The sequence below is a fragment of the Lysinibacillus sp. RS10 genome (assembly GCF_041956855.1).
Classification (GTDB): Bacteria; Bacillota; Bacilli; order Bacillales_A; family Planococcaceae; genus Lysinibacillus; species Lysinibacillus xylanilyticus_A.
The window spans coordinates 3841929-3858590 of sequence record NZ_CP167122.1 but is presented as its reverse complement, the minus strand read 5'-3'; the positions used below and the strand labels follow the sequence as shown (position 1 = coordinate 3858590).

14 protein-coding genes and 1 pseudogene are annotated in these 16662 nt (G+C 39.6%); 10 read left to right on the top strand and 5 right to left on the bottom strand.

Annotation, left to right across the window (positions count from 1 at the left end; genetic code table 11):
* Nucleotides 1-70: 70 nt before the first annotated feature.
* The 10 genes from pyrR to pyrE all read left to right on the top strand — a co-directional run bounded on the left by pyrR (nucleotide 71) and on the right by pyrE (nucleotide 11642).
* Nucleotides 71-613, top strand: a complete 543-nt coding sequence (pyrR, locus tag ACB089_RS19635; RefSeq protein WP_368635523.1) for a bifunctional pyr operon transcriptional regulator/uracil phosphoribosyltransferase PyrR — start codon at nucleotides 71-73, stop codon at nucleotides 611-613.
* A 20-nt stretch (nucleotides 614-633) separates the two neighbouring features.
* Nucleotides 634-1962, top strand: a complete 1329-nt coding sequence (locus tag ACB089_RS19630) for a solute carrier family 23 protein (protein WP_374963567.1) — start codon at nucleotides 634-636, stop codon at nucleotides 1960-1962.
* Nucleotides 1963-2175: 213 nt separating this feature from the next.
* A complete protein-coding gene (locus tag ACB089_RS19625; RefSeq protein WP_368635589.1) occupies nucleotides 2176-3054 on the top strand; it encodes an aspartate carbamoyltransferase catalytic subunit in 879 nt (292 codons plus the stop codon).
* Between the two features lies 1 nt (nucleotide 3055).
* The gene (locus tag ACB089_RS19620; RefSeq protein WP_374963566.1) at nucleotides 3056-4333 is read left to right on the top strand and encodes a dihydroorotase; all 1278 of its coding nucleotides are present in this window, start codon (nucleotides 3056-3058) and stop codon (nucleotides 4331-4333) included.
* On the top strand, nucleotides 4333-5433 hold the full coding sequence (locus ACB089_RS19615) for a carbamoyl phosphate synthase small subunit (RefSeq protein WP_374963565.1): 1101 nt from the start codon (nucleotides 4333-4335) through the stop codon (nucleotides 5431-5433). Before ACB089_RS19620 ends, ACB089_RS19615 begins: the two co-directional genes overlap by 1 nt.
* Entirely contained in the window at nucleotides 5426-8623 is a 3198-nt protein-coding gene (gene carB / locus ACB089_RS19610) for a carbamoyl-phosphate synthase large subunit (RefSeq protein WP_374963564.1), read from the top strand. The genes ACB089_RS19615 and carB overlap by 8 nt, the downstream gene beginning before the upstream one ends.
* A gap of 1 nt (nucleotide 8624) precedes the next feature.
* Nucleotides 8625-9398: a dihydroorotate dehydrogenase electron transfer subunit gene (locus ACB089_RS19605; protein WP_374963563.1), complete on the top strand. Its 774-nt coding sequence runs from the start codon at nucleotides 8625-8627 to the stop codon at nucleotides 9396-9398.
* On the top strand, nucleotides 9395-10309 hold the full coding sequence (locus tag ACB089_RS19600) for a dihydroorotate dehydrogenase (RefSeq protein ID WP_374963562.1): 915 nt from the start codon (nucleotides 9395-9397) through the stop codon (nucleotides 10307-10309). Before ACB089_RS19605 ends, ACB089_RS19600 begins: the two co-directional genes overlap by 4 nt.
* Nucleotides 10306-11010, top strand: a complete 705-nt coding sequence (gene pyrF, locus ACB089_RS19595) for an orotidine-5'-phosphate decarboxylase (protein ID WP_068983221.1) — start codon at nucleotides 10306-10308, stop codon at nucleotides 11008-11010. The genes ACB089_RS19600 and pyrF overlap by 4 nt, the downstream gene beginning before the upstream one ends.
* A gap of 2 nt (nucleotides 11011-11012) precedes the next feature.
* Nucleotides 11013-11642, top strand: a complete 630-nt coding sequence (gene pyrE, locus ACB089_RS19590) for an orotate phosphoribosyltransferase (RefSeq protein WP_374963561.1) — start codon at nucleotides 11013-11015, stop codon at nucleotides 11640-11642.
* Here pyrE and ACB089_RS19585 read toward each other — a convergent pair.
* From ACB089_RS19585 to ACB089_RS19565, 5 genes and pseudogenes are all read right to left on the bottom strand, one after another.
* A complete protein-coding gene (locus tag ACB089_RS19585) occupies nucleotides 11622-12065 on the bottom strand; it encodes a hypothetical protein (protein WP_374963560.1) in 444 nt (147 codons plus the stop codon). The genes pyrE and ACB089_RS19585 overlap by 21 nt on opposite strands.
* Nucleotides 12066-12166: 101 nt before the next feature.
* Nucleotides 12167-13696: a cardiolipin synthase gene (locus tag ACB089_RS19580; protein WP_374963559.1), complete on the bottom strand. Its 1530-nt coding sequence runs from the start codon at nucleotides 13694-13696 to the stop codon at nucleotides 12167-12169.
* A gap of 179 nt (nucleotides 13697-13875) precedes the next feature.
* The gene (locus ACB089_RS19575; RefSeq protein WP_374963558.1) at nucleotides 13876-14463 is read right to left on the bottom strand and encodes an MBL fold metallo-hydrolase; all 588 of its coding nucleotides are present in this window, start codon (nucleotides 14461-14463) and stop codon (nucleotides 13876-13878) included.
* A gap of 185 nt (nucleotides 14464-14648) precedes the next feature.
* Nucleotides 14649-15851 carry an RNA-guided endonuclease InsQ/TnpB family protein gene (locus ACB089_RS19570; RefSeq protein ID WP_374963557.1) on the bottom strand — a complete coding sequence of 401 codons (1203 nt, stop codon included), beginning with the start codon at nucleotides 15849-15851 and terminating at the stop codon, nucleotides 14649-14651.
* A gap of 586 nt (nucleotides 15852-16437) precedes the next feature.
* Nucleotides 16438-16659, bottom strand: a pseudogene (locus tag ACB089_RS19565) (MBL fold metallo-hydrolase); the annotation flags it as partial.
* Nucleotides 16660-16662: the final 3 nt, after the last annotated feature.

Sequence of the window (16662 nt, the reverse complement as noted above, 5' to 3'; positions counted from 1 at the left end):
GCTATTCGCCTCGAGAGGTTTTTTTATGGACACATGACCAACAATAGATAGAAGAAAGGAGGAAATTTACATGGCACAAAATGAGCTATTAGATGGCCCATCAATGGCAAGAGCATTAACACGAATTGCTCATGAAATTATTGAACGTAATAAAGGGATCGATGAATGTATTTTAGTCGGCATTAAAACGCGAGGTGCTTTTCTCGCGAGACGCCTTGCAGAAAGAATTGAAAAAATTGAAGGTAAAGCAATTCGTACCGGAGAGCTTGATATTACACTTTATCGAGATGATCTATCAACAAAGCATGAAAACGAGCAGGCACATGTTGAGCAAGTTGATATTGATTACGTTGTAGCGAATCAAAAGATCATACTTGTTGATGATGTATTATACACTGGGCGTACAGTACGAGCAGCACTAGATGCAGTGATGGATTTAGGGCGACCTGGACAAATTCAACTGGCAGTCCTTATCGACAGAGGTCATAGAGAGCTTCCAATACGAGCTGATTATGTTGGTAAAAATGTTCCAACATCTGGATCCGAGCGTATAGTCGTAAATTTACAAGAGGTAGACGACGAAGATTGCGTCATTATTTATAAAGAAGACTAACAATAAAGTGAGGAAACACTATGTCAAAAGCAGTATTAGATATTCAGGATAAACCGACTCCAGTCCAACTAGTGACATTAAGTTTCCAACACATGTTTGCCATGTTTGGGTCAACGATCTTAGTCCCTCAATTGGTAGGTCTTAGCCCAGCAATTGCTCTTTTAACGAGTGGGATTGCTACACTTGTTTTCTTATTAGTAACACAGTTTAAAGTACCAGCATATCTAGGTTCATCATTTGCTTTCATCTCACCAATTCTAATTGCAGCGAATGGATTAGATGCAAATAATGCTAGTGTGAATCCGGGGAATGCTATGATTGGGGCACTAGCAGTCGGCCTAGTTTACGGAATTGTGTCTTTAATCATTTGGAAGACAGGCTATAAATGGTTAATGCGTTTGCTACCACCAATTGTTGTGGCACCCGTTATTATCGTAATTGGTTTAGGACTATCAGGTACAGCAGTAAATATGGCAATGAATATAAATGTAGAACAGGTGAATGAGACAACAGGGGTTGTTGAAACAGTATCTCAATACAGTGGATTACATTTTTCAGCAGCTTTAGTTACTTTATTAGCAGCCATTATATTCACGGTATACTTTAAAAATATTTTAAGTGCTATGCCTATTCTGATGGGTCTAATTGTTGGATATATCTACTCAGTGTTTATTGGAATCGTTGATTTCACTCCAGTAAAAGAAGCATCATTATTCGCTTCACCGGATTTTTTGATTCCAGGTGTGGACTATGAATTCAATATTACAGCTAAAATTTTACTTGCAATGGTACCAATCGTCATCGTAACGATTTCAGAACATATTGGTCACCAATTAGTTTTGGGGAAAGTAGTAAATCGAAATTATGTCAAAGATCCAGGCCTTCACCGATCAATTTTAGGGGATGGTTTAGGGACATTACTGAGTGCCTTAATCGGCGGACCACCGAAAACAACATACGGTGAAAATATAGGTGTTTTAGCAATCACACGTGTCTATTCCGTATATGTTATCATGGGAGCAGCAGTCATTGCGATTGTCGTGTCATTCTTTGGGAAAGCCATGGCATTAATTTCAACAATACCAACCGCAGTTCTTGGTGGTATTTCAATCTTATTATTTGGTATTATCGCGTCTAGTGGTTTACGTATGCTAGTTGAAAGTAAAGTAGACTTTGGGAATAATCGAAACATGGTTATTTCATCTGTAATTTTAGTAGTTGGAATCGGCGGTGCTGCACTTAGATTCTCTGAGTCATTTGCCCTTGAAGGTATGGCATTAGCAGCAATTATAGGTGTGATTTTAAACTTAGTATTACCAGGGCGAGAGAAAGAAATTTTAGAAGATTAATTAAATAAGTAGTACCTTTTAATGAATTGTCCAGAGAGGCAAAAAAAGGGAAGTTGTAGACAAGCTAAACGTAGGAATATGTTCTGCTCTAGTTTGTCACGCCTCCTTATGCCTCGCTGATGACATCAGCGGGGCTTTTACTATATTCAGCTTACTGAATACGGAACGTTTATACATAGACGTTCACGAAACACAATCTAATGGAGGCATATGATGAAGAACTTATTATCGATGGAACATTTAACAACTGAAGAAATTAACCACATTCTAGATCGTGCGCAAGCTTTTGAAAATGGTGAAGCATCATTGTTATCTAGAGAATACAACGTAGCAAACTTATTTTTTGAACCGAGTACACGTACGAAAACGAGCTTTGAAATGGCAGAGCGTAAAGTTGGCTGTATTGTTATCCCATTTGATGCGGGTTTTTCAAGTGTCACTAAAGGGGAAACAATGTACGATACGGTAAAAACGTTAGAAATGATTGGTATAGATGCAGTAGTCATCCGCGCAAAAGAAGACGAGTATTACAATGAACTGCTAGAAGGCATTAATGTGTCAATCATTAACGCAGGTGATGGTGCAGGTCAACACCCATCCCAATCATTATTGGATCTTTATACAATCAAAAAAGAGTTTGGTTCTTTTGAAGGGTTGAATGTAACAATCGCTGGGGATATATCCCATAGCCGTGTAGCAAAATCAAATGCATCAGCGTTACAGCGATTGGGGGCAAATGTTCATTTCCTTTGTCCAGAAGAGTGGGCCGGCGGTTTCGAAGCACATCACTCTTGGGATGATTTAATCGAAATAAGTGATGTGATTATGTTACTTCGTGTGCAGCATGAACGTCATAAGGTAAATAAAAGCTTCTCAAAAGAGAGTTATCATAACGAGTACGGTTTAACCATTGAACGTGAAAAACAAATGAAGGAAAAGGCAATTATTATGCATCCAGCACCGGTCAATCGTGATGTGGAAATTGCTTCAGAGCTAGTAGAAAGCGAGCGTTCTCGAATTTTCGAGCAAGTTCGAAATGGTGTCTATACTCGGATGGCTATTGTCGAAACAATTTTAAAGGGGAGAGAATAATATGACAAAGGTTCTTCAAAATGTACAAATGTTAAATGAACAAGGCGAGCTGCAAACAGTCAATATCGCTATGGTAGATGGCAAAATTACTGAAATTGGACAAAACGTAAATGTAGCAGGCGCAGAAATTATCGAAGGTAAAGGTTTAGTTGTTGCACCAGGCTTTGTCGATGTACACACACATTTACGTGAGCCAGGCTTTGAACATAAAGAAACAATTGCTACAGGTTCTGCATCGGCAGCTAAGGGCGGTTTCACAACAATTTGTGCGATGCCAAACACAAAACCAGTGCCAGATTCAGTAGAAAACATGCAGTTGATTAACGGTCTGATTAAAGAAAGTGCAGTCATTCGAGTACTTCCATACGGCTCTTTAACAAAGGACATCTCAGGTGAGGTTCGCACAAGTATTGAAGAATTAAAAGCACATGGAGCTGTTGCATTTTCAGATGATGGTGTTGGGATCCAGCTTGCATCAACAATGTATGAGCAAATGAAAGATGCGGCACAGCATGATGTGGTAGTTGTAGCACACTGTGAAGACAACTCATTAATTTACGACGGTGTTATGCATGAAGGGAAGCGTAATCAAGAACTTGGTTTACCAGGAATTCCATCGATTTGTGAATCCGTTCAAATTGCACGTGATGTTCTACTAGCAGAAGCTGCTGGCGCACGCTACCACGTATGTCACGTATCCACAAAGGAATCTGTACGTGCAGTACGAGACGCTAAGGCAGCAGGTATTCGTGTCACTGCAGAAGTTTGCCCGCATCATTTATTACTTGAAGAAATGGATATTCCATCAGATGATGCAAACTGGAAAATGAACCCGCCATTACGTGCTGCTGATGATAAAGACTCACTTCACGCAGCGATGCTAGATGGCACAATCGATTGCATCGCTACGGATCACGCTCCACATACAGTAGAAGAAAAATGCTGTGGCATGGTAGGCGCACCGTTTGGCATTGTAGGCTTTGAAACAGCCTTCCCACTACTTTATACACAATTTGTAGAAACAGGGAAATGGACGTTAAAACAGTTGATCGACTGGATGTCTGTAAAAGCAGCTCAAATTTTCGATTTACCATATGGCACACTAGAAGTTGGATCTTCAGCAGATATGATTTTAATAGATTTAAATAAAGAACAAACAATTGATGCAGAAGGCTTTGTATCTAAAGGGCGCAATACACCATTCAATGGATGGGTTGCAAAAGGATGGCCAGTTCTTACAATTTTTGAAGGCAATATCGTATACCAGGAGGCAGAGTAATGAAAAAACGTTTACTTATTTTAGAAGATGGCACATTATTTACAGGTACAGCGTTCGGTAGTGAGCGAGCTTCACAAGGTGAGGTCGTATTTACAACAGGGATGACAGGTTATCAGGAAACAATTTCAGATCCTTCTTTCTACGGACAAATCGTAACGTTAACTTACCCTTTAATCGGTAATTACGGTATTAACCGTGATGATTTTGAATCAATCACGCCTGCTATTCGTGGCTTTGTAGTTCGTGAATTAGCAAAAACACCTTCAAACTTCCGCTGTGATTTAACAGTTGATGAGTACTTAACATCAAAGGATATTCCAGGGATTGAAGGAATCGATACACGAAAATTAACGCGTATTATTCGTAGCAAAGGGTCAGTAAAAGCTATTTTAACAGCGGCTGATGAAGAAGTGAATGTGGATGAAATCGTGGCAAAATTGCAGGCAACACCAGCTATTACAAACCATGTACATGAAGTATCACCGAAAGCAGCCTACCCATCACCAGGTCGTGGCAAACGCGTAGTATTAATAGACTTTGGTATGAAACATGGTATTCTTCGTGAGTTAAACAAACGTGATTGTGATGTGCTAGTTGTACCTTACAATACTTCAGCAGCAGAAATTTTAGCGTGGCATCCAGATGGCATCATGCTTTCTAACGGCCCAGGTAACCCTGAGGATGTGCAAGAAGGTATTGAAACAGTTCGTAATTTAATTGGAAAAGTACCGATGTTCGGTATTTGTTTAGGGCACCAAATCTTCTCACTAGCATGTGGTGCACGAAGCTTCAAATTACCATTCGGTCACCGCGGTGGTAACCATCCAGTAAAAGATTTACGTACTGGCCGTACGGATTTAACATCTCAAAATCATGGCTATGCAATCGACATCGATTCATTAAAAGAAACAGATTTAGAGTTAACACATATCGCATTAAATGACGGTACTTGTGAAGGGGTACGCCATAAGAAATATCCAATCTTCACAGTGCAATATCACCCAGAAGCATCACCAGGTCCAGAGGATTCAAATCACTTATTTGATGAATTTATCGAAATGATGGAAGTAGAAGCAGGGAAGGGGAAACAACATGCCTAAACGTACAGATATAGAAACTATTTTAGTAATCGGATCAGGTCCAATCGTTATCGGACAAGCAGCAGAATTTGACTACGCAGGAACACAAGCTTGTCTTTCACTAAAAGAAGAAGGCTATCGCGTTATCTTAATAAACTCAAACCCTGCGACAATTATGACAGATACAGAAATTGCAGACAAAGTATATATTGAGCCAATTACACTTGAGTTTGTATCACGAATTTTACGTAAAGAGCGCCCAGATGCCATCCTACCAACACTTGGTGGTCAAACTGGTTTAAACATGGCCATTGAATTAGATCAATCAGGAATTCTAGATGAGCTTGATATTGAAATTCTTGGTACAAAATTAGAGGCGATCCATAAAGCAGAAGACCGTGATCTATTCCGTAATTTAATGTATGAGCTAGGTGCTCCAGTACCTGAATCAGATATTATCCATAACTTAGACGAAGCGAAAAACTTTGTAGCGAGAATTGGCTATCCAGTAATCGTTCGCCCTGCCTTCACACTTGGTGGTACAGGCGGCGGTATTTGCTACAACGATCAAGATCTAGAGGAAATTGTGACATCTGGTCTAAAATATTCTCCAGTAACACAATGTTTACTAGAAAAATCAATCGCTGGTTATAAAGAAATCGAATATGAAGTAATGCGTGATGCTGCTGACAACGCAATCGTTGTATGTAACATGGAAAACGTTGACCCAGTTGGTATTCATACAGGTGACTCCATCGTAGTTGCACCTACGCAAACACTTTCAGATCGTGAAAACCAAATGCTACGTAATATCTCTTTAGATATTATCCGTGCACTAAAAATCGAGGGTGGCTGTAACGTACAATTAGCTCTTGATCCATATAGCTTTAATTACTATGTAATCGAAGTAAACCCACGTGTATCTCGTTCATCAGCGTTAGCGTCAAAAGCAACAGGCTATCCAATTGCAAAGCTAGCAGCAAAAATCGCAGTTGGTTTAACATTAGATGAAATCAAAAACCCTGTAACAGGTTCAACGTATGCTTGCTTCGAGCCAGCTCTAGACTACATCGTGGCGAAAATCCCACGCTGGCCATTCGATAAATTTGAATCAGCAAAGCGTAATCTTGGTACACAAATGAAAGCGACTGGTGAAGTAATGGCACTTGGTCGTACATTTGAGGAAGCGATGCTAAAAGCAGTGCGTTCTCTTGAAACAGGTCAAGTTCACTTAGAGCTGAAACATGCAGAAGAAAACACTGATTCTTGGATTGAAAAACGTATTCGTAAAGCAGGTGACGAGCGTCTATTCTTCATCGGTGAAGCACTTCGTCGCGGTGTAACAATTGAGCAAATTCATGAATGGTCAGCTATTGACTTATTCTTCTTAAATAAATTCAAAAACATCGTAGATATGGAGCAAACACTTGCTGACAATAAAAACGATAAAGACGTATTACGTACAGCAAAACGTCTAGGCTTTGCAGATAAGAAAATTGCCGAGCTTTGGGAAACAACTCAAGAGGAAGTATACGCATATCGTAAAGACCATGGCATTATCCCAGTATATAAAATGGTCGATACATGTGCAGCGGAGTTTGAATCTGAAACACCATATTTCTATGGCACATATGAGGATGAAAACGAATCGATTAAATCAGACAAGCCATCAGTTATTGTACTTGGTTCTGGTCCAATCCGCATTGGTCAAGGGGTGGAATTCGACTACGCAACAGTACACTCAGTATGGGCAATTCAAGAAGCGGGTTACGAAGCAATTATTATTAACTCGAATCCAGAGACAGTATCAACGGACTTCTCGATTTCAGATAAATTATACTTCGAGCCATTAACAATCGAAGATGTTATGCATATTATCGATCTTGAGCAACCGATTGGAGTAGTTGTACAATTCGGTGGTCAAACAGCTATTAATCTTGCTGATAAATTAGCTGCTTATGGCGTGAAAATCCTAGGTACATCACTTGAAGATATCGACCGTGCGGAAAACCGAGACAAATTCGAGCAAGCATTACGCGACTTGAACATTCCACAGCCACTAGGTCAAACAGCTATATCTACGGAAGAAGCACTTGCTATTGGTGAACGTCTAGGCTTCCCAGTGCTAGTTCGTCCTTCATATGTATTAGGTGGACGTGCGATGGAAATTGTCTACAACCAAGAGGAATTAAAACACTATATGGAGAACGCGGTAGAAGCCTCTCCTGATCATCCAGTTTTAGTAGACCGCTACTTAACTGGTCAAGAAATTGAAGTAGATGCCATTTGTGACGGTGAAAATGTATTAATCCCAGGTATTATGGAGCATATCGAGCGTGCAGGGGTTCACTCTGGCGACTCCATCTCTGTATACCCTCCACAAAAACTAACGCAAACGCAAAAAGATACGTTAGTGGATTATACGACTCGCCTTGCAAAAGGCCTTGGCATCATAGGCTTAATGAACATCCAATACGTTATTTCACAGGGCGAAGTATATGTCATCGAGGTTAACCCACGTTCATCTCGTACAGTACCGTTCTTAAGTAAAATTACAAACATTCCGATGGCGAATATTGCGACGAAAGCGATCCTTGGTAAATCAATTGTAGAACAAGGCTATCCAACAGGCTTAGCGGCTGAGCAAAAAGGTGTCTTCGTTAAAGTGCCAGTATTCTCATTTGCTAAATTACGTCGTGTAGACATTACACTAGGACCTGAAATGAAATCAACAGGTGAAGTAATGGGTAAAGATGCAACATTAGAAAAAGCACTTTACAAAGGCTTAGTTGCAGCAGGTATGGAAATCCGCACAGAAGGCACAGTATTGTTCACTGTGTCCGATAAAGATAAAGAGGAAGCAATTGCGCTGGCAAAACGCTTCTCAACAGTAGGCTATCGTATTGTCGCTACTGAAGGTACAGCTAAAGCGTTTGAAGCAGCAGGTGTACGTACAGATGTAGTTGGTAAAATCGGTGCAAAAGGTCAAACATTAATCGATTTAATTCAAAACGGTGAGGCACAGCTTGTTGTCAACACATTAACAAAAGGTAAGCAACCGGCACGTGATGGCTTCCGAATCCGTCGTGAGTCAGTTGAAAACGGCGTACCTTGCTTAACTTCATTAGATACAGCAGAGGCGATGGTACGTGTTATTGAGTCAATGACATTTACAGCAGAACAAATGCCAAAAGCGGAGGTAGTACACTAATATGATTCGTCAAGAGAAAATGACGGTCGTCTCTCAAAAGCAAATTGCGACAAACATTTTCGAATTGACACTTCGTGGTGAACTGGTTCAGGATATGACTCCTGGCCAGTTTGTCCATGTAAAGGTGTCAGATTCAATGGAGCCGCTTTTACGTCGACCAATCAGTATTGCAAATATAGATAAAGACAGCAACGAATTTACGATGATCTATCGTGCGGAAGGTCGCGGAACAAAAGTTTTGGCGACAAACCGCGAAGGGCAGCTCGTCAATGTACTCGGTCCAATTGGAAATGGTTTCCCTGTTGAGGCGGTAAAAGAGGGCGGTACTGCACTTTTAGTTGGCGGAGGAATCGGAGTACCACCATTACATGAGCTTTCTAAACAATTGAATGCTCGTGGTGTTAAAACAATTCATGTACTTGGCTTCCAAACAGAAGATGTATGCTTCTATGAGGAACAATTCAGTGCGCTTGGAGAAACACATTATGTAACGGTTGACGGCTCTAAAGGAACAAAAGGCTTTGTTACAAATGTATTAGAGTCACGAGCACCTGAATTCGATGTATTCTATTCTTGTGGTCCGCTACCAATGTTAAAAGCATTAGAAGGCTTCTATCCAGAAAAAGAAGGTTATTTATCATTTGAAGAGCGTATGGGCTGCGGTATCGGTGCTTGTTTCGCATGTGTATGTAAAACAACAGACCAAGTAGCAAAAGATTATGTCAAAGTATGCTCTGACGGTCCAGTTTTCCCGAAAGGTACGGTGGCATTATGAGTCGATTAACTATTCAATTACCAGGTTTAGAATTAAAGAATCCAATAATGCCAGCTTCAGGCTGCTTCGGCTTTGGTCGTGAATATGCGCAGCTTTACGATTTATCAAAGCTTGGCGCTATTATGATAAAAGCAACGACTGTAGAAACACGTCCTGGTAATCCAACTCCGCGTGTAGCAGAAACAGCGGCAGGGATGTTAAATGCAATTGGTTTACAAAATCCCGGCATTGAAAAAGTAATGAATGAAGAATTAAAGTTTCTAGAAGCATATGATGTGCCAATCATTGCGAACGTAGCGGGAACTGAGACAGCGGATTACGTAGAAGTAGCACAACGTATTTCGACTGCACCAAATGTGAAAGCATTAGAGCTTAATATTTCTTGTCCGAACGTTAAATGTGGTGGGATTCAGTTTGGTACAGACCCAGCAACAGCGCGCGAGTTAGTGAAAGCTGTAAAAGCTGTTTCTGAAGTGCCTGTATACGTGAAATTGTCTCCTAATGTAACGAACATCGTAGAAATTGCACAAGCTGTTGAAGCAGGCGGTGCAGATGGTATTACAATGATCAATACATTAATCGGTATGCGTTTAGACGAGCGTACAGGTAAGCCAGTGATTGCCAATGGTACAGGTGGCTTATCTGGTCCTGCTGTAAAGCCAGTTGCAATTCGCATGGTCTATGAGGTGTATAAGGCTGTCAATATTCCGATTATTGGCATGGGTGGCGTGACAGAAGCGCAAGACGTTATTGACTTTATGTCGGCCGGTGCATCAGCAGTTGCTGTTGGAACAGCAAACTTTGTCGATCACTTCGTTTGTCCTACTATTATTGATGAATTACCAGCAAAGCTTGATGCCTTAGGTATAGAGCATATTTCAGAAATTATCGGAAGGAGCCATCGTTCATGAATACAAAACCAATACTTGCACTAGATTTTCCTGGAGAAGCAGAAGTATTCAATTTTCTAAAGCATTTTAATGAGCCTCTTTTCGTGAAAATTGGTATGGAATTATATATGCAGGAAGGACCGGATATTGTCCGCAAGGTAAAAGATCTAGGTCATGATATTTTCCTTGATTTAAAGCTACACGATATTCCGAATACAGTTGGCTCTGCTATGAAAGGCTTAGCAAAATTAGGGGTAGATTTAGTCAACGTTCATGCGGCAGGTGGACGTCCGATGATGGAAGCAGCACTTGAGGGGCTTGAAGCGGGTACTCCTGCAGGGCGTGAACGTGCGGCATTAATTGCAGTAACACAACTGACTTCTACAACAGAAGAGCAAATGCAGGCAGAGCAAAAAATTGCTTTATCTTTACAGGAATCTGTATTACATTATGCAAGCGTAACAAAACAAGCTGGTTTAAATGGAGTTGTCTGCTCCGTACATGAGGCAAAAGCAATTGCTGAAGTATGCGGTGAAGATTTCTTACGTGTGACACCTGGTATCCGCTTAGCAGGCGGCGACGCACACGACCAAAAGCGCATTGCAACACCAGACGGCGCAAAACGTGACGGTTCTTCGCTAATCGTCGTAGGACGTGCCGTAACAGGTGCACAAGATCCAGTAGCAGCATATAAAATCGTAAGTGAATTATGGGAGGCATAAATATGACATTACAAAATGAAATCGCACACGCTATGTTAAAGGTAGGTGCAGTAGAATTAAATCCAACAGAACTATTCACATGGGCTTCAGGCATTAAATCGCCAATCTACTGTGATACACGTCTAACAATTTCTGACCCTGTAATTCGTAAGCAATTAGCAAACGGTTTAGCATCTCTTATTAAAGAAAACTTTGGTGCAACAGAAATCGTAGCAGGTACAGCAACAGCGGGCATCCCACATGCTGCTTGGGTAAGTGATATTTTAGAATTACCTATGGTTTACGTACGTTCTAAAGCAAAAGAACATGGCCGTGGCAACCAAATCGAAGGGAAATACGCAGCTGGTCAAAAAGTTGTAGTCGTAGAGGACATCGTTTCAACAGGCGGCTCATCCATTACAGCTGTAGAAGCCCTACGCGCAGCAGGCTGTGAAGTACTAGGTGTAGTTTGCGTCTACACATACAACCTTCCACGTGCTGAACAAGCATTTGAAGAGGCTGGCATTAAATATGTATCTCTAACAAACTTTGATTATTTAATTGAAGCAGCTAACGAATCAGGCGCTATTAATGAAGGAGACATCCCATTCCTTAAAGAGTGGCATGGCAAATTAAAAGCAGGCGAGCTTTAATTGATTTAAAAAAGGGTGGTATGAAAATTTCTCATACCACCTTTTCATTTGCTGAAAAACTATTGCGTCAAAATAAATAAAGCATGGCTCTTCAGGCAAAACGAGGGGTTGATTTCCGTTCCGACTGGGCGCTTTGCCGCTGACGCTTCGCTTTCGCGCAGATAAAACATTGTCGCTGACGCTTCGCTTTCGCACAGATAAAACATTTGCCGCTGACGCTTCGCTTTCGCGCAGAGCAAAGCTTCCTGGGGGCGTCCGATGCTCCAAAATGCCAATCGCTGATAAAGTGCCGAGAATCGCTGATAAAATGCCAAGAATCGCTGATAACAACATGAAAATCGCTGATAAAATTTCGAGAACCGCCGATAGCATCATGAATCGACCTGTAGTAAAGCGGTAGGCTGGAATGGAAATCATCCTCATTTTAAGCGCATCAACATTAACAAAGATTTCCTTGGCCATTTAAGACTGTAAACATACCCGAACAATATCGGGTATGTTTACAGTCTTTTATATTTTTTAACTTAAAGTAGGGGAGAAATGAGTCGCATAAGAGATTCGAGCATGCGTTTTTGAATACTTCGCTTTTGAAATGACGCCCATGTAATTTCTATGGAGTCTTTAAAATCTTGTTCAAAATCATTTTTTATATCTAGAACCGTGTTAGATTCATATAGGACCGCAATGAGTTCATAATTAAGCTCAAAGCTACGAATATCCATATTTGCTGTACCAATTGTTGCAACTTCATCATCAACAAGTACAATTTTAGCGTGCATAAAGCCATCTTTATAGCTGTAAATGGAGACTCCCGCTTTTAGAAGTGGTGTAAAGTATGATTGGGATGCTTGATCACTAATGACGCTATCGCCTTTTCCAGGATATAAAATTCGAACATCTACTCCGGAAAGGGCACTCAAACGTAATAATGTTAATGTTTCCTGATCAGGAATGAAGTATGGAGTGGCAATCCAAATTGACTTTTTGGCAGAGCCCATAATTTTCAATAGAGCATTTCGAATACTTGTATCATCTGAGCTAGGTCCACTTGCAATGATTTGAACGGCACCTTGCGCCTGATGAATTCCTTGACTTGGAAAGTATGCTCTATCCATAAATTGATTCCAAGAATAAGCATTTAAACTGTTAGTGGCATAAAGAAAATCTTCTAGGAAAATGGCCTGCAGTTTATATAATGCTTTTCCTTCTATTTTTAAATGACTATCACGCCAAATAGGAAACTTCTTCGAACGACCAAGATATTCATCCCCGACATTGAGTCCACCTGTAAAACCGATTGTCCCATCTACAATAACAATCTTACGGTGATTACGATAATTGACGGTTTCTAATAGCCAAGGTGAAAGTATAGAATCAAATTCGATTACTTCAATCCCTGCTTCTTTCATTGGTTGTAAGAAACTCTTCCGTAATTTATTACTTCCGAGCCCATCGTAAAGAAAGCGTATGATCACGCCAGATTTTGCTTTCTTTATTAAGGCATCTCGAATTTCTGTGCCGATTTCATCTGATCGATAAATATAGTATTGAATATGAATATGATGTGTAGCATTTTCAATCGCTTGTATGATTTCAGTAAATGTTTCATCACCGTTTGTTAAGAGCTTTGTTGTAGTTTCATTAGCAGCAGGACCACCACCAAATTTTTGTATAACTTGAGTCAAATAGGTGGATCGTTCATTTAAAGGAGGGGAGTTTTCTAAATTAAAACTTTTCCCTTCTAAAATCTCACGAAATATTATTCTCCTTTCTTCTGAACGATGTAAATGCTTCCTTCTTCTCCAGTGACTTCTTCCGAAAAGTAAGTACATAAATACACCAATACCAGGGAGAATAGCTAAAACTAAAAGCCAAGCTAATGTACTTTGCGGAGAACGGTTTTCAATAAAAATAACGAAAGCAATCCCTATAAGTGTGATGGGCCATAATAAGCCGATTAAGGTAGATAAGGGAATGATGGACTTATTTAAGAATATGAGCATAATTGCTGCAATTGTAAATAAAAATAGTAATTGGACAACCCGATTTTTCATATGATGCATTTTCACCTAGTCTTTCTTAAATATAATTTTCATAAGAGGAAGTTGTACTTTTATAGTTTTATGATAAATTGTTTTCTTTTTTTAACAATATAGGCATTTCCGCATGTGCCTTCTATAACGTATATTTTTACGTTTCTAGTTAATGAGCAAATCCACCTCCTCCTACTCGATTAAAATTGAACACTGAAACCGTTAAAATGATGGATTCCCGTACCGAATTTTACAAGATCCTCTTCTCTCAACGTAGTAACTGCCTGTTTTACTTCTATTAAAATAGAAGAATCAAGCCCCAATGTATTATGAGACCCGAAAATCTTCGTAATATTAGGTAAGTTCGCTATCTTCTCTAAGGAATCTACTAAATCTACTGGATTTGTTGTAGGAAAAAAAGCGTAAATCGGCGTTTTATCATACAGTAAATCACCAGTAAATAAATAACCGTTGTTATGATCTAAAATAGATATATGCCCTGGTGAATGGCCAGGAGTATGCAGTATAGTCAATTTTCTATTTCCGATATCTATAATATCTCTATCTTCCAAAATACCTGTAGGCTGTCCTTGGAAAGGTTTATATGTTTCAGGATTAAACGTTTTGGGCGTAGGTATCGTGATATCACGACTAACGTCTTTTCTGATCTGTTCAATCGATAATTTTTTAATGCCATTTACTAGCCAATCTGCTTCTTCCTTGTGTACGGAAATATGTTCAAATTGTCCATGACCACCGATATGGTCCGATACGAAAAACATATACATTTCTTAAAAAATGTAGACATCTCTACTGTGACACAACTTATATCTTCCGACTTTCGTATTTGTGTCTTCCTTATTCTCCGAGTCTGGTTTCGCCAAAGCTACTGCCATTTTGTATGACTCTCCAAAGGCTTAAATTCCGCAGTATCGTTGCGTACACATCTAAGGCTTAGTTTCAGTTAAGCTTCTTAGATTGAATAATTTGCTAAGTTAATGCTTGCGTTCAAATCCCTATCCAACTTTAATCCACAAGAGCAGATATATAATCTGTCTTTCAGTTTCAAATCGGTTTTGATTTGTCCACAAGAAGAACAAGTTTTTGATGATGGAAACCATCTGTCGGCTTCAACAAATTCAATTCCGTATTTTTTACATTTGTATTGAATTTGCCGTTTGAATTCATATAACTTTTGCCTGGCTACCGCCTTCGCCAGATGTTTATTTTTCATCAACCCTTTTACATTTAAATGTTCCATTACAATACGAGATGGCTTGGTTTTCACAATCTCATTAGAACACTGATTTAAATGATTTGTTCGGATGTCGTTAAGTCGCTTATATAAATTACGGATTTCAGTGTTTTGTTTTTGAATATTTTTCATATTCTTTAAAGGTATTTTATAGATTGGCTTTCGTTTTTTAGTATACGCTTTCGTGTTGGCTTCAAGCTTACGAGCTAGTTGTCGTTGTTCTCGCTTCAACTTTCGCTCTAATCGTTTGACTTCTTTGGTTTTGTTGATGTTCTCTTTGAACTCACCATTAGAACAAACTGCCAATTTTTTGATACCCACATCAATTCCTAAACTCTCATCTGTCAAATTAAATTGCTCAAATTCTTGCTCATATCCAATGGATAAGAACCAATTTCGTCCGTCAAATGAAATACGTGGATTCGAATATTTATGACCTTTTTTAAGCTTAGGAAGCGCATTGCAGGTTTTTACACTGCCAACCTTTTCACCTCTAAAACCTTCACCTGTTCGTTTTAAACTTTCATAATTTACATAAAAACTAACTTTACTTCTTCGTCTGCTTTTGAACCTTGGCTTTTCAGTCATGCCTTCGAACCAACGCTTTCTAGCAATATCGGCATCTTTCACCGCCTGTTTCATCACATTGCTTCCGACTTCCTTCAGCCATTTATGCGTTGTTGGTTTCAGCTCGTTATTGATTTTCTTACGAACTTCGCCCTCTTTGACTGTACGCTTCTCGTCGTTATAAATACGTTCGCTTTCAGCCAAGAAATAATTGTAAGCCCATCTCGCAGTCCCCGCAGACTTCCAAAACAAAACCTCTTGTTCTTTAGTTGGTTTTAGTCTGATTTTTGTCCCTAGCGTGACAACATTTACACCAACATGTTTAGCAAATTTCCCAATGGACATTAATTCCATGCGTACCACCTCTCTTTCACTAGGATAAAATCACTTTACCCTATTTAGAGAGGTTGTTAACATTTTTATATTTGTATATGTTTTTCTTGTTCACACAAAGGCGCAACCCTTCATGCAGTCTTTCTCTCACGAGTAGACCTCTTATGCTTTCACATAAGCGCAGACTATATCTTCATCTTATCTTCTGATAAGAGCCACAGTTTTCTTCCGCCATTCGCTTGCGGTTTTACTCTCCCTCAAGGAGATAGTCGTTGAACGTCTTCCATGTCTCAATAGAGATTTAGGAGTTCGCTGCTAAACATCCATTGTCAAAGCACTTAGCGCTACCGTTTTCCGTTGTCACGATGATCCTTTACGGACACTGAGTAATTTTTTTCAGCTTATGCCATCCTTGTTGTTTTTTCTACTTTCGCACCGTTACGTCTGCCGTTTCCAGCTCCGCGTTGGTCACAAGGCTTTAGGAGTTAAAAGCAATTAACGTGGAGTTCGCACCAATCGCTTGATACGAAGGGTATTCTGTTATAAATCTATATTTCTATACAGGTTTGTATAGTTTTGCCTAAATTTGTCGTAACAGTTTAGTTACCCAATGAACATGGGTAGTGAGGACCGTAATAGGTAAAGATGTTAGTTGGTTACATATCCTTTCGATGTTATCGATGCCTAATCCAGTATCAATTAAAACAGCTTTATCTGTCCCAATCAGTAAAAATGAATGAACTTTTTCCCAATGTCCATATTCACTTATTGCAAACGTTTCTTCATTAATTTCTTCTACTGTAAACCAAGAATCCTTAATAATAACCATTAA

Excerpts from the sequence above, each read along its gene's own strand:
- pyrR (WP_368635523.1), top strand. The coding sequence starts at position 71 with ATGGCACAAAATGAGCTATTAGATGGCCCATCAATGGCAAGAGCATTA.
- ACB089_RS19630 (WP_374963567.1), top strand. The coding sequence starts at position 634 with ATGTCAAAAGCAGTATTAGATATTCAGGATAAACCGACTCCAGTCCAA.
- ACB089_RS19625 (WP_368635589.1), top strand. The coding sequence starts at position 2,176 with ATGAAGAACTTATTATCGATGGAACATTTAACAACTGAAGAAATTAAC.
- ACB089_RS19620 (WP_374963566.1), top strand. The coding sequence starts at position 3,056 with ATGACAAAGGTTCTTCAAAATGTACAAATGTTAAATGAACAAGGCGAG.
- ACB089_RS19615 (WP_374963565.1), top strand. The coding sequence starts at position 4,333 with ATGAAAAAACGTTTACTTATTTTAGAAGATGGCACATTATTTACAGGT.
- carB (WP_374963564.1), top strand. The coding sequence starts at position 5,426 with ATGCCTAAACGTACAGATATAGAAACTATTTTAGTAATCGGATCAGGT.
- ACB089_RS19605 (WP_374963563.1), top strand. The coding sequence starts at position 8,625 with ATGATTCGTCAAGAGAAAATGACGGTCGTCTCTCAAAAGCAAATTGCG.
- ACB089_RS19600 (WP_374963562.1), top strand. The coding sequence starts at position 9,395 with ATGAGTCGATTAACTATTCAATTACCAGGTTTAGAATTAAAGAATCCA.
- pyrF (WP_068983221.1), top strand. The coding sequence starts at position 10,306 with ATGAATACAAAACCAATACTTGCACTAGATTTTCCTGGAGAAGCAGAA.
- pyrE (WP_374963561.1), top strand. The coding sequence starts at position 11,013 with ATGACATTACAAAATGAAATCGCACACGCTATGTTAAAGGTAGGTGCA.
- ACB089_RS19585 (WP_374963560.1), bottom strand. The coding sequence starts at position 12,065 with ATGAGGATGATTTCCATTCCAGCCTACCGCTTTACTACAGGTCGATTC.
- ACB089_RS19580 (WP_374963559.1), bottom strand. The coding sequence starts at position 13,696 with ATGAAAAATCGGGTTGTCCAATTACTATTTTTATTTACAATTGCAGCA.
- ACB089_RS19575 (WP_374963558.1), bottom strand. The coding sequence starts at position 14,463 with ATGTATATGTTTTTCGTATCGGACCATATCGGTGGTCATGGACAATTT.
- ACB089_RS19570 (WP_374963557.1), bottom strand. The coding sequence starts at position 15,851 with ATGGAATTAATGTCCATTGGGAAATTTGCTAAACATGTTGGTGTAAAT.